Annotated in this window: 22 protein-coding genes and 1 tRNA gene; 10 read left to right on the top strand and 13 right to left on the bottom strand. The window is 63.9% G+C overall.

Annotated elements, in window-relative coordinates:
• Positions 1-12: 12 nt before the first annotated feature.
• Positions 13-2391 carry a tripartite tricarboxylate transporter substrate-binding protein gene (locus ACNANG_RS17790; protein WP_420224109.1) on the top strand — a complete coding sequence of 793 codons (2379 nt, stop codon included), beginning with the start codon at positions 13-15 and terminating at the stop codon, positions 2389-2391.
• A gap of 84 nt (positions 2392-2475) precedes the next feature.
• Here ACNANG_RS17790 and ACNANG_RS17785 read toward each other — a convergent pair whose 3' ends face one another.
• The gene (locus ACNANG_RS17785) at positions 2476-2793 is read right to left on the bottom strand and encodes a CcdB family protein (protein ID WP_420224108.1); all 318 of its coding nucleotides are present in this window, start codon (positions 2791-2793) and stop codon (positions 2476-2478) included.
• A gap of 2 nt (positions 2794-2795) precedes the next feature.
• Complete coding sequence (locus ACNANG_RS17780) at positions 2796-3044, bottom strand: type II toxin-antitoxin system CcdA family antitoxin (protein ID WP_420224107.1); 249 nt, start codon at positions 3042-3044, stop codon at positions 2796-2798.
• 230 nt (positions 3045-3274) lie between these two features.
• Between ACNANG_RS17780 and ACNANG_RS17775 the strand changes: the two genes are divergently transcribed.
• Positions 3275-4273: a tripartite tricarboxylate transporter substrate binding protein gene (locus tag ACNANG_RS17775; RefSeq protein WP_420224106.1), complete on the top strand. Its 999-nt coding sequence runs from the start codon at positions 3275-3277 to the stop codon at positions 4271-4273.
• Positions 4274-4402: 129 nt separating this feature from the next.
• Here ACNANG_RS17775 and ACNANG_RS17770 read toward each other — a convergent pair whose 3' ends face one another.
• The 3 genes from ACNANG_RS17770 to ACNANG_RS17760 form a co-directional block, all read right to left on the bottom strand.
• Positions 4403-5446 carry an RNA methyltransferase gene (locus tag ACNANG_RS17770; protein WP_420224105.1) on the bottom strand — a complete coding sequence of 348 codons (1044 nt, stop codon included), beginning with the start codon at positions 5444-5446 and terminating at the stop codon, positions 4403-4405.
• A 128-nt stretch (positions 5447-5574) separates the two neighbouring features.
• Positions 5575-6198: a tannase/feruloyl esterase family alpha/beta hydrolase gene (locus ACNANG_RS17765; RefSeq protein WP_420224104.1), complete on the bottom strand. Its 624-nt coding sequence runs from the start codon at positions 6196-6198 to the stop codon at positions 5575-5577.
• Positions 6150-7298: a tannase/feruloyl esterase family alpha/beta hydrolase gene (locus tag ACNANG_RS17760; protein WP_420224103.1), complete on the bottom strand. Its 1149-nt coding sequence runs from the start codon at positions 7296-7298 to the stop codon at positions 6150-6152. Before ACNANG_RS17760 ends, ACNANG_RS17765 begins: the two co-directional genes overlap by 49 nt.
• Positions 7299-7587: 289 nt before the next feature.
• Here ACNANG_RS17760 and ACNANG_RS17755 point away from each other — a divergent pair, with 289 nt between their 5' ends.
• Together ACNANG_RS17755 and ACNANG_RS17750 are read left to right on the top strand one after the other, a co-directional pair.
• Positions 7588-7950 (top strand): helix-turn-helix domain-containing protein, encoded by a 363-nt coding sequence (locus ACNANG_RS17755; RefSeq protein ID WP_420224102.1) that lies wholly within the window; start codon positions 7588-7590, stop codon positions 7948-7950.
• On the top strand, positions 7947-9191 hold the full coding sequence (locus ACNANG_RS17750) for a type II toxin-antitoxin system HipA family toxin (protein ID WP_420224101.1): 1245 nt from the start codon (positions 7947-7949) through the stop codon (positions 9189-9191). Before ACNANG_RS17755 ends, ACNANG_RS17750 begins: the two co-directional genes overlap by 4 nt.
• Positions 9192-9254: 63 nt before the next feature.
• On the opposite strand, the gene ACNANG_RS17745 is transcribed toward ACNANG_RS17750, so the two are convergent.
• Positions 9255-9328 (bottom strand) — tRNA-Gly (locus tag ACNANG_RS17745).
• A 277-nt stretch (positions 9329-9605) separates the two neighbouring features.
• Between ACNANG_RS17745 and ACNANG_RS17740 the strand changes: the two genes are divergently transcribed.
• The 5 genes from ACNANG_RS17740 (at position 9606) to ACNANG_RS17720 (ending at position 13570) form a co-directional block, all read left to right on the top strand.
• A complete protein-coding gene (locus ACNANG_RS17740; RefSeq protein ID WP_420224100.1) occupies positions 9606-10451 on the top strand; it encodes a fumarylacetoacetate hydrolase family protein in 846 nt (281 codons plus the stop codon).
• A gap of 303 nt (positions 10452-10754) precedes the next feature.
• Positions 10755-11672, top strand: coding sequence for a tripartite tricarboxylate transporter substrate binding protein (locus ACNANG_RS17735; protein ID WP_420224099.1), 918 nt, complete (start codon positions 10755-10757; stop codon positions 11670-11672).
• A gap of 300 nt (positions 11673-11972) precedes the next feature.
• Positions 11973-12332: a hypothetical protein gene (locus ACNANG_RS17730; RefSeq protein ID WP_420224098.1), complete on the top strand. Its 360-nt coding sequence runs from the start codon at positions 11973-11975 to the stop codon at positions 12330-12332.
• On the top strand, positions 12332-12547 hold the full coding sequence (locus tag ACNANG_RS17725) for a cupin domain-containing protein (protein ID WP_420224097.1): 216 nt from the start codon (positions 12332-12334) through the stop codon (positions 12545-12547). Before ACNANG_RS17730 ends, ACNANG_RS17725 begins: the two co-directional genes overlap by 1 nt.
• Before the next feature lie 129 nt (positions 12548-12676).
• Entirely contained in the window at positions 12677-13570 is an 894-nt protein-coding gene (locus ACNANG_RS17720; protein ID WP_420224096.1) for a LysR family transcriptional regulator, read from the top strand.
• Positions 13571-13574: 4 nt separating this feature from the next.
• Here the strand turns inward: ACNANG_RS17720 and ACNANG_RS17715 are convergent, their stop codons facing one another.
• The 7 genes from ACNANG_RS17715 to ACNANG_RS17685 all read right to left on the bottom strand — a co-directional run bounded on the left by ACNANG_RS17715 (position 13575) and on the right by ACNANG_RS17685 (position 20055).
• Positions 13575-14015 carry a DUF3325 family protein gene (locus ACNANG_RS17715; RefSeq protein WP_420224095.1) on the bottom strand — a complete coding sequence of 147 codons (441 nt, stop codon included), beginning with the start codon at positions 14013-14015 and terminating at the stop codon, positions 13575-13577.
• Positions 14012-15676, bottom strand: coding sequence for a PepSY-associated TM helix domain-containing protein (locus ACNANG_RS17710; RefSeq protein ID WP_420224094.1), 1665 nt, complete (start codon positions 15674-15676; stop codon positions 14012-14014). Before ACNANG_RS17710 ends, ACNANG_RS17715 begins: the two co-directional genes overlap by 4 nt.
• Positions 15676-15870: a hypothetical protein gene (locus ACNANG_RS17705; RefSeq protein ID WP_420224093.1), complete on the bottom strand. Its 195-nt coding sequence runs from the start codon at positions 15868-15870 to the stop codon at positions 15676-15678. The genes ACNANG_RS17710 and ACNANG_RS17705 overlap by 1 nt, the downstream gene beginning before the upstream one ends.
• Positions 15871-16055: 185 nt before the next feature.
• Positions 16056-18467, bottom strand: a complete 2412-nt coding sequence (locus ACNANG_RS17700; RefSeq protein WP_420224092.1) for a TonB-dependent receptor domain-containing protein — start codon at positions 18465-18467, stop codon at positions 16056-16058.
• Between the two features lie 77 nt (positions 18468-18544).
• Positions 18545-18676, bottom strand: a complete 132-nt coding sequence (locus ACNANG_RS17695; protein WP_420224091.1) for a hypothetical protein — start codon at positions 18674-18676, stop codon at positions 18545-18547.
• Positions 18677-18678: 2 nt separating this feature from the next.
• A complete protein-coding gene (locus ACNANG_RS17690) occupies positions 18679-19569 on the bottom strand; it encodes a FecR family protein (protein ID WP_420224090.1) in 891 nt (296 codons plus the stop codon).
• Complete coding sequence (locus tag ACNANG_RS17685; protein WP_420224089.1) at positions 19570-20055, bottom strand: sigma-70 family RNA polymerase sigma factor; 486 nt, start codon at positions 20053-20055, stop codon at positions 19570-19572.
• A 210-nt stretch (positions 20056-20265) separates the two neighbouring features.
• Here ACNANG_RS17685 and ACNANG_RS17680 point away from each other — a divergent pair, with 210 nt between their 5' ends.
• Positions 20266-21654: an FAD-binding oxidoreductase gene (locus tag ACNANG_RS17680; RefSeq protein ID WP_420224088.1), complete on the top strand. Its 1389-nt coding sequence runs from the start codon at positions 20266-20268 to the stop codon at positions 21652-21654.
• The last annotated feature ends 26 nt before the right edge of the window (positions 21655-21680 follow it).

Here is a 21680-nt window from a genome sequence, read left to right as displayed (position 1 = left end):
GGCATCCGACTCATGAAACCTCTTGCCCGTATTGCGACGCTGTGCGCGCTTGCAGCCCTTCCCTCCCTTGCCGCCGCACAAGGCGCGGCGCCGCAACCCGGGTCGGTTGCAGGAGGCCCTGCGGGATCCGCCCAAGGCTATCCGAACAAGCTGTTGAAAATCGTGGTGCCCTTCTTTGCCGGCAGCGACCTCGACCCGGTTGCACGGGGGCTGGGCGATCACTTCACGGCCACCTGGGGCCAGCATTACGTGGTCGAAAACAAGGGCGGCGCCAACGGCCAGATCGGCACGGGCTATGTGGCCAAGTCCGCGCCCGACGGTCACACCCTGTTGATCTGTTCACCAGGCCCGATCACCATCAATCCCAACCTGCAGAGCAACCTGCCCTATGCCGTCGGCAAAGACATCGTGCCGGTATCGCTGATCGCGACGGCGCCGATGGTGCTGGTTGCCAGCGCCCGCGTGCCGGCAAAGAACTACGCCGAATTCGCGACCTACCTCAACGCCAATCCAGGCAAGGCCTTCTTTGCGTCGGCCGGGGTCGGCAACGTGACGCATCTGGCCGCAGAACTGTTCCTGCGGCAAGCCGGTTTGTCGGCCGTGCACACACCCTACAAAGGCGCGCAATCGGTCATCGCCGACCTGCTTGGCGGGCACGTCGACTTCTACTTCAACCCGCTGCCCTCCGCACGCACCTACATCAAGGACCATCCGGACAAGGTGCGCGCGCTGGCCGTCACGTCGCTGGAGCGCTCGCCGCATCTGCCCGACGTCCCAACGCTCAACGAACTGGGTCTGAAAGGTTTCGACGTCAACTCCTGGTATGGGCTATGCGCGCCCGGCGGCACGCCTCAGCCGGTGGTCAAGAAGCTTAATGACGAGACGAACCGGGCCTTGGCTGGCGGCGACTTGCCGGGACGGCTGCGGGGCTTCGGCATGAGTCCGCAGGCCACCACGCCCGAACAGTTCGATGCACACATCCGCAAGGAAAGCGCGCAGTGGGCCGCGATCATCAAAGAAAAAACATCAAGCCGGAATAGCGTGACCCCCGGCCAGGAGACATCCGTGCACGTACCCGACATCACCGGCGGCATGCCCGCCATCGACCACCATTCGCATGCGTCCGTCAGCCGCTTTCGCACCGTGCGGCAGATCGAAGAACACTTTGCGACGGCGCACATGGAAGCCAATGTGCCCGCCGAGGTCTATGACGCATTCATTGCGGCTCGCAACCGGGGCGATGCCGCCGCCCTGGCGCAGCTGGAAGCCGACCATGGCACACAGACACTGCTTGACCGGGGATTGTTGTTTCGATCAACGACCTTCTTTGCGACGGCATTGCGGGAAGGATGCCGCCAGCTGTACGGACCCGATGCCGACTGGGACACGCAGATGCGCACCGCCCGGGAATGGGGCGCGCGCAGCCCATCCTTCTCGTACGACGCCGCGGCTGACCTTGCCAACACGCCGATCATTCTGACCGACGTGCCTTACCTGGATCGCACGCGATGGAACCCGGCGCGGTACCGGCAGGTCATCCGCATCGACGCTTACCTGTACCCCTTTCACACCACCGAGACGACCCTGCGCGGCACCGAATACCAGCGCTTTCACACCACCTTCGGCAACGTGCTTCGAAGCGAGCTGACGCACTACGGCATGGACGCACCGCCCGACACTTTCGATGCGTACCTGCAATTCGTGGATGCGTCCCTCGACCGGCGAGTGCAGGAAGGTGCGGTGGCGCTGAAATTGGCGTCGGCCTACGTGCGTCCCATCGACTTCGGCCGGGCCGACCATGCGCAAGCGCAAGCGGCGTACGAGTCGATCGCCTCAGGTCGGCCGGGCGATCGCCGGGCATTGGAAAACTTCCTGGCACGGCGCGCCGCGCAATATGCGTGCGATCGCGGCCTGCCCCTGCAAGTCCATGTCGGCATGGGTCATCCCGAACCCGGCATGCTGATGGCCAACACCGCGCCATTTCTGCTGGAAGGCTTTCTCAACACCCGGTCGTTGAACCGGCTCAAGATCACCCTGCTGCATGGCGGTTATCCGTTTTCCAGTGACTGCGCCGCGCTGGTGCAGACCTATGGCAATGTCTATCTGGACTTTTCGTGGATGCCTTATCTGCACCACTTCTACCTGCGGCAGAAGTTGTCCGAATGGATGGAAATCCTGCCGGCCAACAAGTTGCTGTTCGGCACCGACACCGCCGCGCCCGAATTCCACGTGGCCGCCGCGCACTACGCCCGCGATTCGCTGAACGTCGTGCTGGACCAGGGGTATCAACGCAAGGTGTGGAGCGCGCAGCAGACCGAATGGCTGGCGCAACGGATTCTTTGGGAAAACACGGCGGAGTTGTATGGGTTGGAGATGCCTGGCCGTGCTTAATGCGGTCTTGGCGGATCGGGGTGTGTACAGGACCTCGCCTGGCCGGCCAATCGTTGATGACAGCAACTACTTGCAGAGTGGGTGTCAGAAGGCGCCGAAGAGCCGGTCGAGCGCGGACATTATCAAGTCGTGTTGGCCGCTTAGGGAGCCCAGCGCCTGACCAAGTTCACGATAGGGTACGGCCGCTAGCTTTGGCGTGTCCAGGAAGCACGCCTTGTCTTCGATACGAAACACCGGAACAAGATCTTGCGGCAAACTCACGGCGGGGAAACTGGCCACGAGGCGCAAAGGGATCACGACCCGAGTATTCAGTGCGGAAAGGTGATCACTTTGTATATCGAGGAGGTACGGTGTCGTGGATGACCGGGGGCCACCATTGCGGTAGATGTCAAAACGCGGCAAGGTCAGAAACTCCGCCAATGATCCAATGGCAGCCCTTCGGCCTCGAAGACCTTGTTATAGGCGTCGATGAACGCTGCATTGTCGGCAGACCAGCGCCGCGCCTCTTCATCCCGTATTACCTGACGTAGAAGACGATCACACGTCTGGGACAGGTTGATGCCCAGGCGCTTGGCGCCGTCGTAGACATCCGGAGACAGCGAAATATTGGCCGAGCGTTTGTGCCCCGGCTTCTTTGCGATGGTGTCGACCACACGCCCCTCCATCCACATGATCGATGCGCATGATCATGCGCATAAAACGGTATTGTAAGCGCTTATTGGATGGCTGCCAGCGCAGTCTTAGGCCAAGAATGTCCTGGGCGAACGGATGACCACCCGGGCAAACCAGCTATGCCCGCGTGGCCGTATCGCGCGCCCCTTCCCGCTTCTAGACTGTCCCCACACGCACAGACGTGACAACAATAAGTACAGCGGGAGGCGGCATGAACAGGATCGGACGTTGGAAGTTCTCGGGCGCGGCGTGCCTGATCGGCAGCTTGATGGCGGGGTCGGGAACGGTTGCGGCCCAGGCAGCACCTGACTCGAAACCCTTCCCATCACAAGCCATCCGGATCGTCGTCCCGTTCACGCCGGGCGCCATCAACGACACGCTGGCGCGGCGCATCGGCCAGAAGCTGTCCGAGAACATCAAGCAGCCCGTAGTGGTCGAGAACCGGCCCGGAGGCGGCGCGACCATTGGCACGGACTTCGTTGCCAAGGCACCGGCCGATGGCTACACCCTGCTGCAAGTGTCGTCGGCCCATGCCGTCAATCCCAGCCTGGTCAAGCTGCCCTACGACAGCATCAGGAGCTTCGACTTCATTACCCTGGCCGCATCGGCGCCGTTGATCCTTCTGGCCAATGCGTCCGTACCCGCCAGGACGCTGCCCGAGCTGGTCGCGCTGGCCAAGGCCAAACCGGCCACGCTGTCGTATTCGTCGACCGGCAACGGCGCCAGCGCGCACCTGATGGGCGAGCTGCTCAAGAGCATGGCCGGCATCGACGTGCTGCATGTGCCCTACAAAGGCGCGGCGCAGGCCATGACCGACATGGTCAGCGGGCAGGTGCAGTTCACGTTCACCTCGTACACCGCAGCGGTTTCGTACATCAAATCCGGGCGCGCCCGCCCGCTGGCGGTCACGGGTACACAACGCCTGACCGCATTGCCGGACGTGCCGACCGTCGCCGAAGCGGGCTATCCCGGCTACGACGCAACGGCGTGGTGGGGGTATGCCGCGCCCGCGGGCACGCCACCCGCTACGCTGGACCTGCTCAACAAGGAACTGGTGAAGGCGTTGCGCGACCCGGCACTGAAAGCAGGCTTTGCGGAGGAAGGCGTGCAGATTGTGGATTCGACGCCGCAGGACATGGCGGCGTATCTGAACAAGGAAATGGCGTTGTGGGGCAAGGTCGTCAAGGACGGGAATATCAAGGCGGATTGATGGCGGCCTGCCAGGTCCGCCGGCGCGGGCTGGACTCTGGCCACGCTGTCTTCCGGATGCGGTGCAGCGAAGCATCTTTGCTATTGGTCGGCAATGCAGCGCGCGCCGCCGCCACAACGCGAGTCCGAGTTACTGTGCGGCAGCACGCGAGCGGCGAAGCTCGATGACCTGCTCCGTCCCGACAACACGTGACCGCAACTGGCCACACCCGCCCTCCACATCCTGCCCGGCGCTGTTCCGCACCTTGGTCAGCAACCCTCTTCCGTGCAGATAGCGAACGATCTCCTGAATGCGCCCGGCATCCGGCCGCTCGTAATCGTCGCCCTCAAGGCTGTTGAACGGGATGACGTTGAGCACGCAATACTTGCCTTTGAGCAAGCTCAAGATTGCGTCGAGTTCATCGTCGCCATCGTTGATCCCCTTGAGCAAGGTCCACTGATACTGGATCGGATAGCCCGTGTCACGCGCGTACCGCTCGCCCAGCTCGATCAGTTCTTCGGGCGAGATCCTAGGCGCGCGTGGCAACAGATGCTCGCGCAGGTCAGCCTTGGTCGTATGCAGTGACAGCGCCAGAGCCGGCTTGACGCGTTGCCGAGGCAGCGCGTCGAACACGCGCCGATCTCCTACGGTGGAAAACACCAGATTCTTGTAGCCAATGTTGCCTTGCGTGCCGAGCAGGTCGATGGCTTCAAGCACGTTGTCGAGGTTGTGCGCCGGCTCGCCCATGCCCATGAACACGACCTTCTTGACCGCGCGCTGCCGTCGCGCCAGCACGACCTGGGCCAGGATTTCCATGCTGGTGACCTGGCGGATCAGCCCGCTCTTGCCGGTCATGCAGAATCGGCAACCGACCGCGCAGCCGACCTGGGTCGACACGCAGAGGGCATCGCGCGGCAGCAGCACGCTCTCCACCATCTGGCCGTCAGCCAATGCGACCAGCAGGCGCTTGCCGTCATCGCCAGGGTGTTCGGAGTGGATACGGGCCAGACCGTCGAGCTCCGCAGCCAAGGCTGGAAGCGCATGTCGCACGGCAAGCGGCAGGAAGTTTTCGAAGTCCTTGCGCGACCCGCTGTCCAGTGCCTGTCCGCTCAGCCAGACGCGCAGAATCCGGCCGCGGTGAGCAGGCTGGGCGCCGAGTGCGGCAAGGCGTTGGTCGAGGTCGGAGAAGCGCATGGAGCGCGAAGTTTACCCGGTCTAGGAAAGGCGGCTGATCGGCAACGCGAAACTCAGGCCCGCCAATCGCTTGCTTCGCCAGGGGTACTTGCCTTAAATCATTCCTTGGCAACCTTGGCGCCCGCCTTTCAAAGTGTCTTGCACGTGAAGTTCGCTGCGTCCTCCACCGACCCCGCCCCGTTGTAATGGGCGTAACTTGGATAGGGGCACAACGGACGGCTGGTGCTAGCCGAGATGGCTGGCGTCACGGCGGTCAGGTCCGCATTGCCGGCCCGCGCCGTGGCGATGATACGATCCGGCGCCACGCCGCCCTCGACCCATTTTTCGATCGCCGCAAGACGATCGAAGGTGTCCGTGCTCGGACCGCCCTGGCAGTGCCCCATGCCTGGCACGACAAACAGACGGGCGAACTTTGCCGTCGCTTCATAACTGCCGTTGCGTTGCACGACGGCATCGTAGTAGTTGACGGTGTCAACCGCATTGGGACCCGAATCGCCGCTGCCGTGATACAGGATCATCTTGCCGCCCCGATCGCGGTAGCCGGCGATATCGGGATTCGACATCAGCCACGGCGCATTGACGGTCATGCGTTCCGCCCACGTATCCCAGTTGATGTCCCTGAGCGGCTGGAACGCCGGGTCGGGCGGCGTCATGAACAGATACGGCGTAGGGTCGACATTCAGCTTCCACTGAATGTCCAGGATCACCCCTGCCCCGTGATCCGTGCGGCCTGGCCAGACGAGGTCATCCACGCCGGATCGATCCGGTATCCCGCCACCGGCACTTCGCGGCTCGTGAGGTAGCCCGGCACCTGGAACGGCTTGCCTTGCGAATCCTTCGGACCGCTCATGACGGCTTCCCACAAACGCACCTGATCGGCCGACAGGCACTCCGCCGTCTTCGCGCCGGTGCATTGCAAGGAAGCGGGTTGGAAATTGCACGACAACGGACGGCTTACGATGCCATCGACCACGCCATCGGTCGCATCGCACGCGGCCAGCACGCCGCGCTGGAAGAGACGGCGATCCGCTTCGGGCATGGCTTCGTGAAAGCGTGGGTAGCTGCCCGGCTCCTGGGTCACCAGGGCCGCGGCCTTCTGCCAGCCCCACAGCCGCGCGGCAACGACGCGGCCAAAATCAAACACGGGCGCCCCCGCCACAATGCCGTCGAACATGTCCGGGAAACGCTGGGCAAACGCCATCCCCTGCCGGCCGCCCGTCGAGCAGCCGTCGAAATAGGACTTGTCGGCGGCCCGCTGATAGTAGGTGGCGACGAAGCTCTTTGCGGTCTGGGCCGTCTGCTGGATCGACCGGTAGCCAAAGTCGATGCGGGCGTCCGGATCGAGCCCGAACGACCATGGCAACGGCATGGCCGCGTTGTCGTGTCCGCCATTCTGCGACACCACCGCATAGCCCTGCTCGAGCGCCGTCTTGGGTCCGCCTGTCACGCCGTACGCGGCCGGAAGCGTACCTTCAAGGCCGCTGCCGCCCGTAAACAGAAACTTCCGGTTCCAGTTCTCTGGCAGACGAAGCTCGAACTTGGTCGCGTAGGCGATTCCGTTCGCGCCAGTGCGCGGCGAGATCGCGCCGCGCACCACGCAGTGCGCAGGCAGGAAGGTCGTTGCCGTACTGGCCGGCTTTTCGGTATTGGCGGGTACCCACGACGCTTCGCTGATCACCGGCGCGTTGGCGATGCCGGGCAACGTGGCCGATGCCTTGCATGCCTGTTCAGTGGCCACCGCCGCCACAGGCTCCGGATCCGGTCCGGACCCGCCACAGGCGGACAGTCCTAAGCCGGTCAAGGCGGTTGCGACCCATACCTTCACGCCCAGGCGCGGCGATGTCTCGTTCATTGTCCCGTCCCCCTTCCTGGCAATTCGCCTGGACGCAGGCTTGCCGTTTGTTGTCGAGGTGAGCGGCAGGCTACGACGATGACACGCCTATCTTCGCCACCCATGTAAAGCAGTTTGATATAAACGTGCTTGACATAGAATCGTGACTAACCCTGAGGTTTGCGGGGGTGGGGAACGGACTTGGACAAGGCAGATCGCTCCGGGCCATTCTTCGCAGTTCCAACGCCCCGGATCGCTATTTTTTCGCTATTATGGACAAAGTAACCTCCTACAGCCCATAATAGCGAACATGCCTCGCAAGCCGCCTGTCGTCTTCCCTCAAGAGCAACGCCTGCTTTCCTCGCTGGGAGAGCGGCTACGTCTTGCACGCAAGCGACGGAAGCTGAGCAATGCTGTGGTCGCGCAGCGAGCAGGAATTTCAAGAACCACCTTGTACAAGGTCGAGGCCGGAGACGCAGGGGCCACGCTGGGATCCTATGTCCGGGTACTGGCCGTGCTTGGCCTTGAGAACGACCTTAATCACGTTGGGGCCGACGATAGAGTCGGGCGGAAATTGCAAGATCTGGCGCTTGAGCCAGCACCCAATCGCCGCGCTCCTGCCCGCACCACGACCAAGTCGGCATCGACCTCGAATGGTGAGGAGCCAACATGAGCACGCAGGACAATACATTGGAGGTGTGGCTTGACGACGCCCCATACCCTGCATGCCAGGTCGGCACGCTCGCCCATGACCGCGGCCAGATCCGCTTTCAGTACAAACGAGATTGGCTAAAAGATCCTCGCGCATTTGCGCTGGATCCAGACCTTTCCTTGGACGAGCACCCCTTCTTTCCAAAGCCAGAGCTGGGCAACTTCGGGATCTTCCTGGACTCATCGCCAGACCGTTGGGGTCAAACGCTCATGAAGCGTCGCGAGGCGCTACAGGCCAAGGACGACAAGCGGCCGCCCCGCACGCTCTACGCTTGGGACTTTCTCGTCGGCGTGCAAGACCTTACACGCCAAGGCGCCCTGCGCTTTCGCAGCCCAGGCACCGAAGTGTTCCTGGGCGACGAGAAAATGGCGGCGCCACCCGTAACGACGCTACGAGAATTGGAAGCCGTCGCCTACCAACTCAGCAACCGACGAATTGACGACCTCGATGCGCTGCGCAAATGGCTCGCCGTGCTCGTCGCGCCCGGAGCGTCTTTGGGCGGAGCAAGGCCGAAAGCCAACTTTACCGAAACGGATGGCTCACTCTGGATCGGCAAGTTTCCCGCCAGGGATGACGATCGAGACGCCGGGGCGTGGGAGTTTGTCGTTCACCAACTCGCGCGGGAAGCAGGAATACACGTCCCGCCCGCAAAGCTCATCAAGCTAAACAACGACTTTCACACCTTCTGCGTGCAGAGGTTCGATCGCACACTCGGTGGAAGGCGTTTTTATGCCTCAGCGATGACATTGCTTCGTAAAACTGAAAGTGAAGGCACGAGCTACCTGGAACTGGCGCAGTTCATCCGAGCTCAGGGCGATGCCGAGCATGCCGATGCGGATTTGGAACAGCTATTCCGGCGCGTGGCGTTCAACGTCGCGGTAGGCAATCGCGACGACCACCTGCGCAATCACGGATTCGTGCTTGGCAAGACAGGCTGGAGACTTGCACCCGCGTTCGACGTCAATCCGAATATCGACAAGGCGGAACACGTCTTGAATATCGACGACGTGGACAATCGGCCTGACCTGGATACTGTCCTGAGCACCGCCGCTTTTTATGGACTGGACGAGGTGCGGGCCAGGCAAGTAGTGAATGAGGTAACCCTGATTGTCGATCGCTGGCAAGACATTGCTCGTCGGTTGCGCATAAGCAGTGCGGATATCGATTTGACGGCGGGGGCGTTCTTAACGACCAAGGTGTAGAGGAAGCGCAGCAGTGCGGGCAACCTTTGGATCTGTTGCCTACCGTATGCAAATGTGGAAGCCTGGAGCGGGTGAAGGGAATCGAACCCTCGTATGCAGCTTGGGAAGCTGCCGTTCTACCATTGAACTACACCCGCATGACGCGCCATCCGAAACGCACTAGGGATGGGCAGTAGACCGGCGTGCGCGCTTGGGCGACGCCGTACGGCATTCTAAGCGCGAAACGACAGCGCGGCAAATCGCCTGCAACGCGAGCTGGGACGCTTTCATGATCTGCTCACTGTATTCATGACCCACGCTGCTGGACTCATGACCAACTATCGTTGGAAGCCTCCTTCGCATCGCGCTACCGTCATGGCTCACGGCGCATAGACGCCCGGTGTCGGCGCGGCGCCGACGGCAACGGAGACGATTATGAAACTGGCCTCGGTGCAGGTGCACGGCCGCGCGTGTTTTGGCGCGGTCGTCGACGGCGGATTCATTGACCTGTCGGCGCGGTTCGCGGGCCGTTGCCACAGCCTGGCCGACCTGCTGCGGCAGGATCTGGTTCACGACGCGCGCCGCCTGTGCGCCGATGCGCCGCCCGACGTTCCCCTCAATAGCATCGTTTACCTGCCGCCGATCCCTGACAGCGGCGCCCGGGTGTTTGCGCTGGGCGTGGCCTACAGGGACCATCTTGAGGAGACGGGCCGCGCAAGCCAGGAGTCGCCGTCGCTCTTCATGAAGCACCGGCAGTCCCTGGTCGGTCACGGGCAGCCGATCCTGAAGCCGCGCGTGTCGGACCTGTTCGATTTCGAAGGCGAGATCGTGCTGGTGGTCGGCAAGGCGGGGCGGCACATTCCGGAGGCCGACGCCATGGCGCACGTGGCGGGGTATTCGATCCTGATGGACGGATCGGTGCGCGACTACCAGAAGCACAGCGTGACGGCGGGCAAGAATTTCGATCGCAGCAGTGCGTTCGGTCCATGGATGGTGACGGCGGAGGCGATCCTCGATCCCGGCGGGATGCGGCTGACGACGACGCTGAATGGATCGTTGATGCAGTCCACCACTTTCGAGCAGCTGATGTGGACGCCCGCGGCTATCGTGCATTACGTATCGACGTTTACCGAGTTGCACCCGGGCGATGTGATTTCGACGGGAACGCCTGCTGGGGTGGGCCATCGGCGGACGCCGCCGGTGTTCATGAAGGCTGGCGACCGGCTGGAGGTGGCCGTGAGTGGCATCGGGGTGCTGGCCAATACGGTCGAAGACGAATAAACGCAGTGCACTGAACGTTGCGAACGTCAAACAGCTGGCCGATCGAGCCGGCAGCAAGGAGACAGCATGTCCAAGGGTTTTTTGCAGGCGGGCACAGCGGCGGTCGCCGCGATCAGGCAGGCGTCGTTCACGGCGGTGCTGACGGCAGTGCTGATGTCTGCACCGGCCTCCGCCGGCGCACAGGTCCAAACGCCAGTACATGCACAAGCGCAAGCACAAGCATCAGCATCGGCCCAAGCACCAGCACCAGCCCAAGCACCAGCATCGGCCCAAGCTCAAGCACCAGCCCAGGCGGAAGCCGCCTTGCGGGCCGCCCCGGTGTCCTGGCCTGATCGCCCGATACGTCTGATCGTGCCCTTTGGCGCGGGCGGGCCGGACACCACGGCGCGCATTCTGGGGCAACAACTGAGCAAGCAGTTGGGCCAGCCGATCATCGTGGACAACCGGGCGGGCGCCAACGGCATCATTGGTGCGGACGCGGTGGCCAAGGCGGCGCCGGATGGCTACACGCTGATGCTGACGTCTGCCTCGTTCGCGGTGAACCCCAGCATCTACAAGAAGCTGCCATACGACAGCAAGCGCGACTTCGTCGACATTGCGCAGGTGGCCGCGGGCGAAGGACTTATCCTGGCGGTGTACCCGGGCGTGCCGGCCAGAACATTGGCGGAGTTCCTGGCGCTGGCGCGGGACCCGAACAGCAAGATCGCCTACGGGTCGCCTGGCATTGGCAATACCTTGCACCTGGCTGGTGAGCGTTTCAACATGCGCGCTGGCACGAAGATGCTGCATGTGCCGTACAAAGGCGGCGGCCCGGCAGCGGCTGCGCTGCTGGGCGGCGAAATCCAGGCCATGCTGATGACGGCTCCCACGGCCCTGCCCCAGATCCGCGCGGGCAAGTTGCGGGCGCTGGCCTTCACGGGTGACGCGCGCGCCAGCTATCTGCCCGACGTTCCGACGCTGAAGGAAGCGGGCGTACCGGACTTCGACGTCGACGCCGGATGGCACGGCCTGTTCGCGCCGGCCCATACGCCACCTGCCATCGTTCAGCGCCTGCGGCAGGAAGTGACCAAGGCCTTGCAGACGCCGGAAATGGCGCAGGCCATCAAGGAAACGGGGCTGATTCCGTCCACGCTGCCCCCCGACGCGTTTACCAAGCTCGTTGACGCCGACATCGCCAAATACACCGAGCTGGTCCGCATTGCCCGTGTCGAGCCGGAATGAGGCGGAACCATCCGCGGGCCCACGGGAGACCCTACGCGCAACCCGGAGCACGGGCCCGAGCACGGACCCAAGCCCAGCTGCAAGTTCAGACCCAAGCCCAGCCCCAAGTTCAGCCCCAAGTTCAGATCCAAATTACGACCTCAGTTCAGACCCAAGTTCAGATCCAAATTAAGACCCCAGTTCAGACCCAAGTTCGGACCCAAAGGTCACACCCAAGCACGCACGTACCCAAGCTCGCACTCAGACGGCTTGCCCTCAACCGCTACGGCCACGTTGCCGACGCCTTTCTTTGGAGACCCCATGACTATCGACGTACGACGCGTGATTACCGGCCACGATGCGCAAGGAAAAGCCATTGTCGTATCGGATGGACCCGCGACCGCCGTCCGGACCAACCCGCTGCGCCCGGGCTGGCAGTCGACCGAGGTCTGGCGCACGACGGAATCGCCGGCCCGTATCGGCCTGCTGCTGGAGCCGGATCCGACCGCGGGGTCCCATCGCATCATGCCCGACCCGCAAGGCACCATTGTGCGCGTCGCGTTTTTCGAGCCCGAGAGCGATGCCTTGCGCAATATCGATCCCGACACATCCCGCAAGATCTTTTCGGCGATGGGCAATTCGCAGGCCTCCACCTATGACACTGGGGGCGTCATCCGCTGATGCACCGCACGCAGTCCGTTGATTACGCGATCGTGTTGAGCGGCGAGCTGTATCTGGTGTTGGACGACGAAGATGTGCGGCTGACCGCGGGCGATGTCGTCGTCCAACGGGGCACCAATCATGCATGGAGCAACCGGTCAACGGAACGCGCAAGCATCGCGTTCATCCTGATCGATGGGGCGTTCGATCCCGACCTGGCGGAGGTGCTGCCATGAACTGCAGTTGCGGCGTGACCCGTCGCGGCTTGCTGTAGGGCCTGCTGCTGGGGCTATAGTGCCCCATCGCCACTACTGCGCCCATGCCGCGCCGCCAGGATCAACCGGCCCGCGGCCCGCGCTGCCCCCATGCAGCTCAATTCCCGACAGCTTCGCGCGTTTCTTCTGGTCGCCCAGCAGCGCAATTTTTCCCGCGCGGCGGACTTGCTCGGTGTCACGCAATCAGGCTTGAGCGTGCTCATTCGCGATCTGGAAACTCAGATCGGCTTCCGGCTGTTCGACCGCACTACCCGGCATGTGTCGCTCACGGAGTTCGGTGCGGAGTTCCACCCGGTGGTCGAACGCACGCTGGCGGATCTGGAATCGGCGGTGCATCGGATCGCGCGGTCGGCGTCGACGCAGGAACGCTGCCTGACCATCGGCGCGACGCAGTTCATGTCGACCTATGTGATGCCGGCCGCGATTGCGGAGTTCAACGCGTCGTCGAGGGGCGTGCAGGCGCGGCTGGTCGACAGCGACCGCGCCAATATCTGCCCCTTAGTGGAATCCGGCAAGCTGGATATGGCCGTGGGAATTTTCTTGCGGCCCGGCAGCGGCGTGCAGGGCGCGCCGCTGGTGCAAGGGTCGTTCTCGGCGGTGCGTGCAGGCCGTTCATCGAAGCGCGGCAAGGCCATCCCCTGGTCCGACCTGGCGCATGAAACGCTGATCCTGCTGCCCGATGACAATCCGATCCAGCAACGCGTGAACGAACAATTGAGCCGCATCGAGCGAGGCCATGCCGATCTGGTGTTCAACCACATCGAAACGCAGGTGGCGATGGCGGAGACAGGCGCGGGGGTGGCCGTCGTGCCGTCTCTGGCCCTGCCTGCGTTCCGGCGCCGCAAGATCCAGGTGCAGGCTTTGATCGACCCAATCGTTCCGCTTGAGATCTGGCAGATCTGGAACGGTGCGGGACGCCAGCGGGATGACATGGCGACATTCACGGATTTTCTGAAGCGCTATATCGCAGACTGGGCCGGGTGACGCGTCAATCACGCGAACGCAGCCGTGCAGGCGAATAGGCCTTCGAATGAGCCTTCGAATAAGCCTTTGAATGAGGTTGCGGACTTGCCTGCGTACGTGCACGCCTATCGGATGGCAGACGCGCGCGCAAGCAGGTCAACGTCAGCGTGACCAGAAGGGCCGCCAGGCACGTCAGGCAGATCCACATCAGCACGCCAAAGCTCCAGCCGTTTTGGGTGATGCAAATGGCTGCGGACGCAAAGGCCGAGAGGACGGCACCAAAGCGCAGGAACTGAATGCCAAGGCGCATGTTCCTGACGACACTTTGTGCTGACCCGCTGCGTGATGGGCAGCCGCCCTGTGCCAGGCCTTCAACCAGTTCTCGATGCGCGGACTGCGTCAACGCGATCGCGCCCCAGGCGACGAAGGAGCAGACCAAAGCAAGTGCCGAAAGCCAGGCGGTCACGTCGAGTCCCTTTTCGCAGCCGCGAGGGCGGAGCGATGCGGCACCGGGCGTTGCCGCACTTCCGACCCCCGCAGCCGCCGCGCCGCCCACGCCGCGATGATCGCAGCCACCAGCAGGGCGCCATCCACTCCCCACACGGCCACGGAGACAACACCCCCGCTCAGCCGGTAGGCGTCAGTCGTTGCAACATTCAAGGATACGCAAAGCACGGCCAGCACGGCAATCATCCACGCTTGTTCTCCCCATGCCCGGCCCCCTCGCAGCGCATGCACCAAGGCCATCATCCACACAATGAAGAACCCCCACACTTCCAGTTCCGCCCGCGTGGCACCGAACGCGCTCGTGCCGGCAGGCAAGAGACGATTTGCAGCCAGGTAGGCCAGCGTGGCGAGCAGGATGCCGGTCACGCCGGCGATCGTCGTCGCCTGGGCAACCCGCGGCCCGGCACTTTCCAGACCGACCTTTTGCTGCAAGACCTTCCGCTGCAAGACGTTTTCCTGCACGACATCCCGATGCCCCGCCCCTTGCAACCCCACGTTCGGCTTGCCCGCCCCGCCCACCGACCGCGACGCGAGCCAGAACACCATGCCGGTTGCGATCATCACGCAGCCCGTCAGGCCAAGGAGGAAATACAGCCACCGCAGCGGCCAGTGATGGAACTGGATGAAGTGCACGCCCGACAGGAACCGCTGCACGCTCATGACGGGTCCCGCGGAAAAGCGCGCCAGCAGTTCCCCGGTGGCGCCATCGAAATACAGCTGGTCGATGTTCATGGTGACCTCGCCAAAGTACGCGCGGCGCAGTTCGACGTAGCGGTTCGCGTCGCCCGGATTCCATACCCGCACGAAGTACGGCACGCCGCCACCCCACACAGCTCCAGCCTGCGCCGCCATTGCGTCAACGGATGCCAGGGGGCCTTGCGCAGCCACACCGGCCAGTGGCCGCGTGTACCGCCCATAACTTTGCGACTGGAACTGCGCCTTGCCTTTGGCGCCTTCCTGATATGCGGACTGGTAGGCGAAGGGAAAGTAGATGTTGAAGAAGATGACCAGGCCCGACAGCACGATAAGGAAGTGAAACGGCAGGCCCAGGACACCGGTGACGTTGTGCAGGTCGAGCGTGCTGCGCGGCAGGCGTTTGTCGGGGCGGTACGTAAAGAATTCCTTGAACACCTTGCGGTGGATGACGATGCCCGCAATCAACAGCAGCAGCATGGCCATGGATGCCGCGCCGACCAGCCATTTGCCGATCTCGTTCCACGACAGGTGCAGCCCGTAGTGGAAGGGAAAGAAGAAGCCGCTGGCGCCGAAGGTGCCGGGGTCGGGCAGCGGCGCCAGGGTGGCAGGGTCCAGCATCAAGACGACGGGTGGGCTGCCCGGGCGCAGCGCACTGAACCGCCAGGCCGGCGTGCGTGGGGTGGGCACGTCAATGCGCCACTGGCGCGCGTCGGGCGGCACCAGATGCCCGACGGCATCAACGACGGGGTCAAGGCGAAGCGGCCCGGGAACCGCGGCCAGCCGCGTGGCCGGCATCATCCAGCGATCCAGCTCGCGGTCAAACACGCTTAGCGTGCCCATCCAGAAAATGGCAAAGAGCAAGGCGCCAAACAGGATGCCGGCCCAGCGGTGGACCACGGTGTAACGCTGGCGAAGACCGGCCATCAGCGCAGCACTCCGACCAGACCGCCCACAACCGCAACCCCCAATCCCATCCACCCGCACAGGCAGGCCAGGCTGCCGCACGCGGACGCCCACAGCAGCAGGCCAAGATAGATCGCAAAGCCGGTCATGCCGGCCGTGACGACCGCTTCGGACGCAGGCATGCCCGCCCGCGCAAGGAGCTGGCCGAGCAACACGACGGCCATTCCGGTCAGCGCGTACCCGCCACCCACTGCAACACAGACAGCAACGCAAACGCGGACCCCGGCGCCGGCCCAAGCCCTGGCCCGAACGACTTCTCCAGCGCCGGCCCGAACGCCTTCTCCAGCGCCGACCCGAACGTTCTCACCCGCGCGCGCCCCTTTCCCAGCTCCCGCCATCGTCAGAACTTGAGCGAGTAGCCAACCGTGATGGTGCGGCCCCGTCCGGCAAAGTAGCGCAGCGGTTCGACCAGCGCGCTTTGCGAGTAGTAGGTGATGTAGTCGCGATTGAGCAGGTTGCCGACCGCGACGCGCACGGTGCCCTTGGGCAGCGCGTAGCTGGCGGCGGCATCCACCAGGGTGTAACCGCCAAAGTTCTTCTGCGGATCATCGAAGTCGCGGCTGATGGCGTGCTGCACCTGCAGGAACGAGCCGATGCGGTCATTCCACTGCGCGCTCCAGCTGGCGATCACCCGGTCGGGGGCGACGTTGAGTCCGTCCAGGCGGGCATCCAGCGAGCCATTGCCATCGCTGTCATAGCGGCCCTTGGTCTTGGAGTACGACACCTTGACCTTGTGGGCGCGATGGATCTGGTAGCCGATGCCGGCATCCAGGCCGTCGATGCGGTTTTCTTCGCGCGCCGTCATGAAGGCATCGCCGACGCGCACGACGCGCGCGCCGTAGTCGGAGCTGGACCGGAACAGGCTGGCGTTGACGTCCCACTGCCCGATCTTGTAGCGGCCACCCAATTCAATGCTTTTCGTGACGATGGGCGCCAGCGTGCTGAGGTTGCGGATGCCCTGCCCTGGCTGGTTGATCGATCGCAACACGCGGCCCACGTCGGGCATGCCGAAGCCTTCGGAGTAGCTGGTGTACAGGTTCAGGTCCTTGACCGGCTCGAACACCAGACCCACGTTGTACAGAGTCTTGTTGAAGTTGAGCTTGCCGCCTTCGACCGCGACGCCGTTGTAGCGGGCCAGGGTGCGGTAGCTGTCGATGGACAGATCGGCGTACTCGCGGCGCACGCCGCCATGCAGGGTCAGCGTGTCCAGCAGTTTGAACTCGCCCTGCGCGAACAGCGACAGGTTGCGGTATTCCGACGGCGGCACATACGTGCGGCCCGTGCCGTACAGGTCCTGCTTGCCTTCGTCGAACAGGGTGTCGAAGCCGGCGGTGACCTTGAGCCGTTTGTTGAACAAATCGTCTTTTGTCAGGCTGACCTTGCTGCCGGTCTTGGACGACACCGACCGCGACTGGTCGTACAGCGTACCCACCGGCGCATACCGCGCGTCCTGGAAGGTGGAGGAATTGTCGGCGCCGAACAGGCCTTCGAACTTCTGGTGGAAGACCATGGCCGACAGTTCCATGCCAGCCAGGTCGTAATGATTGTAGGTGGCGCTGGAGGTCCACACATCGTTCCAGGGCGCGGTGCCGGGCGGCGTTGCCTCGGTCGACGTGGTCGGGATCCCCCGCTCGCGATTGCCCGGCACCGCCGTGTAGTTCATCTTGGACTTGATGCGGTAATGGTTCAGCGAAAACTGCACCCGCTGGTTGTCGTCGATCCAGTAGCCGACCTTGCCCAGCAGGTCGCGTGACCGCGAGTCCATCAGGTCGCCCTGGGTGTTGTCGGCGCCAATGGAACGGCCTTCGGCATCACGATACAGGCCTTGATCTTCGACGCTGACGGCGAACAGATAATCGAAGTTGTCCTTGCGGCCGTCGGCCCGGTACGTGGCCTTGAAGCCGAGTTCGTCGCGACCGGGATGGGAGGTGGGGAACGTGGTCTGCACGTCCACATACTGGTTGAAGCTGCCGTTTTCCGGCCGCTTGGTGATCAGGTTGATCGTGCCACCGGTTGCGCCCAGTCCGTTGATGGCGTTCGCGCCCTGGATCACTTCGATGCGCTCCAGCATCGAAAAGTCGATGGTGTGTGCCTCGCGGCCGGTCGGCCGGATCGGATTGGATTGCGGCACGCCATCGATCAGAATCAGCGGGGTGCGGCCGCGCAGCGTTTCCCCGCTGCCGTTCATCTTGCCGCGGCTGGGGGTGTAGGACGGAATCAGGTTGCTCAGGGCATCCGACGAATTGGTCGAGATCGCCAATTGCTGGGCGATCTCGCGTTCGGGAATGATCTGCACGGTTTGCGGCGCCTTGGCCGCTTCCACGTTGGACCGCGATGCCGAGATGGTCACTTCATCCATCGCGGTGATGCGGGAGTCGCCGCCGGGTCCGGCAGCCGCAGCCGCGGCCGGGCCCGCCGCCGGCTTCAGGCGATAGCCAACCGCCGTCCGGTCGATGTCGAATCCCGTTCCGGCCAGCAACGCCGCAAAGCCGTCTTCGATGCCATACGTGCCTTTGAGCCCGGGCGACCGCACCGTCGTGGCCTGGCGCGCGTCCAGGGCGATGGACACGCCCGCTTCCTGTGCAAAGCGCGTCAGGGTCGGATTGAGCGGGCCGGCGGGAATGTCAAAGGTCCTGCCCTGTGCGCTGACGCTGATGGATGTGACGGCGCCCAGCAGGGCAACGGTGCACGGCAAGGCGCGTTGGAAGAGAGGCAGGCGGCGGCGCGGCGTCCGGGGTGGGCGTGATGTCACGGTAAAAAGCGTCCTGATTCGTTGGGTACACAGACAATGACGAACCAGACCAGAAAACCGGAACCGCCCGTGCTGATTTATTTGGCGTCAGTCGCCAGGCTTACCCAGACCCAGCGCGAGGCGACATAACGCAGGCGCAATTCCGGGAAGCTGATCTGCAGCAGACGCAGGGCTTCGTCAGGCTTGTCCAGCGGGAGGACGCCGGACACTTTCAGCGCGGCAAGCGATTCACTGTTGTAGCGGATGCCCCCGGACGGTGCCGGGCCAACTGCGCGAGCACTTCCGGCAAGGGCCGCTCGTCCAGTATCAGTTGACGCTGCTGCCAGCCGGCTTCGACGCGCCGGGCATCCAGGCTTTCGATCTGCCCGATACCTTGACGCGTCACCTGCACCCGCTGGCCGCCCTGCACTACGACGCTGGCTGGCCCGCCTGTCGGCTCGGACAGTGTGTTCTCGACCACCACCTGCGACTCGAACATCTCGAGGTCGGTCCGGCCATTCGCATAACTGACCAGAAAGCGAGTGCCCAGCGCGCGAATGCGGGTATCCGGCGTTTCTATGACGAAGGGCCGCGAGGTGTCCTTGGCCACGTCCACCCGGATATCGCCGCCCAGCAGCTCGACCGTCCGGCGCGATGCATCGAACCGCAGCTTGATGGCGCTGGCCCCGCTCAGGCTGATGCGCGTGCCGTCGGACAGGGTCTGCTCGAGCCATTCACGCTCGGAACTGCGCAAGTCGGCCTGCAGCAGGCCGGGCGCCGACAGTAGGCCACTGAAGCCGGCCACGCCCGCCAGAACCACGATCCCGGTCAGGACCGCGCCAGCCTGAAGCACGGTGCGGCGGCGGCGCTTTCCGGCCCGGGCCGCGTCCAGCGCCGCGCGCGCCGGGCGCCCATCGTCGCCACCGCGACGACGCACCGTGTCGACCTGTGCAAGAAAGCCTTCGATGCGCGCCGCAGCCTGGGCATGACGGGTATCCGCCGCCCGCCACGCGCGAAACCCCTGTTCGGCCCGGGCGCGTTCGCCGGGGTCGTCGCAGGTCAGCAGCACCATCCATTCGGCGGCCTGCTCCGCAACCGTCTGCATTTTGCGTGGGGCAGGCACTCAGTCGTCCATCAGGAATTGGCAGTGCGTCAGGGCCTGCGCCAGATATTTCCGCACCATCCGTTCGGACACGCCGAGGTGCCCAGCGATATGGCTTTGCGTTTCGCCATCCAGGTAATGCAGCAGGAAGGCCTGCCGGGGCTTGTCGGCGAGGCCGTCCAGAACCGCCTCGATCTGGCTCAAGGCCTGCACGGTTTCCAGGATCTGTTCGGGTGACGGATAGACCGGAAGGTGCGCGGCGGCCAGCCCCAGTTCGTGCAGATAGGCGTCTTCGATGCGCTTGCGGCGCGCGCGATCCGCCATCAAGTGGCTGGCGGTGGTCACCAGCAACGCCCTGGGCTCACGGATGCCCAGCAAGGTATCGCGCGAGGTGATGATCCGAAGAAAAGTGTCTTGCGTCAGGTCGGCGGCATGGTCGGCGGACCCGAGCTTGCGGCGCAGCCAGCTGAACAGCCAGCCCCGATGCTCGCAGTAGAGGGTAGTCACCTGATCCTGCAATGGGGTCCCCTCCGCGAAAATGATTGCCGCCGCACCCTCCAAATGAGGATGAGAATGATTAACGGCGCATTATATCCCCATGCTCGACAGCCCCTTCGCCGCCCAGTTATAGACTCTATGGCAATTCCTTGACTAACCCCTTCGGGTCTTTTCCCCTTTAATGGGACGAGTTGCCCGCTTCGGGTAAACGAGGCCCCCATGTATCCCATTTCCGACTTCGTGGCCGCGCTTGGCCCGATCGCGTCTACCACGGACCCCATCAGCCTGCGGGCAAAGAGCCGCGACCGGTATGCGGTCAGCCCCATGCTCAAGACCATGCTCGAAGGCAAACGCGCGGACGTGGTGGTGAGCCCGGCCAGCAAGGCCGAGCTGATCCAGGTGGTGGCAGCGGCGGCAAGATTCCGGATCCCCATCACCACGCGCGGCGGCGGCACGGCCAACTACGGCCAGAGCGTGCCGCTGCACGGCGGCATCCTGCTGGACATGAGCGGCGTGGCAGGGGTGCTATGGACGCGCCCTGGCGAGATCCGGGCTTTGGCGGGCACCATCGTCGACGACATGGACAAGGCAGCCAAGGCCACGGGGTGGGAACTGCGCATCTTCCCGACCACCAAGACCACGGCTACGATCGGCGGCTTTCTGGCGGGCGGCACGGGCGGGATCGGCAGTGCGTCGTGGGGCGTGCTGCGCGACCGCGGCAACATTACGGCGGTCGAGGTCATCTCGATGGAAGAAACGCCGCGTGTGATCGAACTGCGCGGCCGCGACGCCCGCATGGTGCATCACGCCTATGGCGCGAATTGCATCATCAGCGAGGTCGAGATGCCGCTGGCCCCGGCCTGGGACTGGCTGGAAGCCATCGTGACCTTTCCGGACTATATCGACACGGTCAAGTTCGGAGTGGCGCTGGGCAACGAAGACGGGATCGTCAAGAAGCTGCTATCGGTGCAGGAATGGCCCACGCCGCGCCTGGTGGGCGTGCTGGGTGACCTGGTGCCCGAAGGCCATTCGATGATCTCTTGCATGGTCTCGTCGTTGTGCCGCCAGGATTTCGAAGAACTGGTCGCGGAACACGGCGGCCATCTGGCGTCGGTCTGCCGCGAGAAACAAGGGCCCTATGCGGTGCCCATGTACGAGTTCGCCTACGGTCATGCGCTGCGGCAGGTCCAGAAATCGGACCCCCGCCGCACGTCAGTCGAAGGCTTTTTCAAGAGCGACGATCTCGTTGGCCTGGTGCGGCGCGTGCACGACAAGGTGGACGGCATGGGACCGATGCGCATGGAGTTGCGGCGCTGGGGTGGCGCGCTGGTGGGCAGCGGATCGCCGTACGTGATCTTCGAGAGCGAAGCGCAGATGGCGCGGCTGGTCGAGATCATGCAGGCCGAGGGCGTGAGCGTCGCCAATCCCCACACGTCGTCCGTGCGGTCCGTCGGCAAGAAGGAAGTGAGTGAGCGCGACATTGCGTTCAAGCGGGACATGGACCCATATGGCCTGCTGAACCCGGGCCGTTTCGATGCGGATGGCAAGGACGAGGCATTTTCGGCCACTCTGCCGACCGACAGCTGGATGTACCGCAAGGCCGTGTAAAGGGGGCGGCCGCGCGCCGCGCCCAG

Source organism: Pigmentiphaga litoralis, from assembly GCF_048632615.1.
GTDB classification, from domain to species: Bacteria; Pseudomonadota; Gammaproteobacteria; order Burkholderiales; family Burkholderiaceae_B; genus Pigmentiphaga; species Pigmentiphaga litoralis_B.
The sequence above is the reverse complement of the archived record's forward strand: the minus strand, read 5'-3'. Positions and strand labels throughout refer to the sequence as shown.

Coding starts and splice junctions, on each gene's coding strand:
- ACNANG_RS17790 (WP_420224109.1), top strand. CDS start 13: ATGAAACCTCTTGCCCGTATTGCGACGCTGTGCGCGCTTGCAGCCCTT.
- ACNANG_RS17775 (WP_420224106.1), top strand. CDS start 3,275: ATGAACAGGATCGGACGTTGGAAGTTCTCGGGCGCGGCGTGCCTGATC.
- ACNANG_RS17770 (WP_420224105.1), bottom strand. CDS start 5,446: ATGCGCTTCTCCGACCTCGACCAACGCCTTGCCGCACTCGGCGCCCAG.
- ACNANG_RS17760 (WP_420224103.1), bottom strand. CDS start 7,298: ATGAACGAGACATCGCCGCGCCTGGGCGTGAAGGTATGGGTCGCAACC.
- ACNANG_RS17755 (WP_420224102.1), top strand. CDS start 7,588: ATGCCTCGCAAGCCGCCTGTCGTCTTCCCTCAAGAGCAACGCCTGCTT.
- ACNANG_RS17750 (WP_420224101.1), top strand. CDS start 7,947: ATGAGCACGCAGGACAATACATTGGAGGTGTGGCTTGACGACGCCCCA.
- ACNANG_RS17740 (WP_420224100.1), top strand. CDS start 9,606: ATGAAACTGGCCTCGGTGCAGGTGCACGGCCGCGCGTGTTTTGGCGCG.
- ACNANG_RS17730 (WP_420224098.1), top strand. CDS start 11,973: ATGACTATCGACGTACGACGCGTGATTACCGGCCACGATGCGCAAGGA.
- ACNANG_RS17725 (WP_420224097.1), top strand. CDS start 12,332: ATGCACCGCACGCAGTCCGTTGATTACGCGATCGTGTTGAGCGGCGAG.
- ACNANG_RS17720 (WP_420224096.1), top strand. CDS start 12,677: ATGCAGCTCAATTCCCGACAGCTTCGCGCGTTTCTTCTGGTCGCCCAG.
- ACNANG_RS17710 (WP_420224094.1), bottom strand. CDS start 15,676: ATGGCCGGTCTTCGCCAGCGTTACACCGTGGTCCACCGCTGGGCCGGC.
- ACNANG_RS17680 (WP_420224088.1), top strand. CDS start 20,266: ATGTATCCCATTTCCGACTTCGTGGCCGCGCTTGGCCCGATCGCGTCT.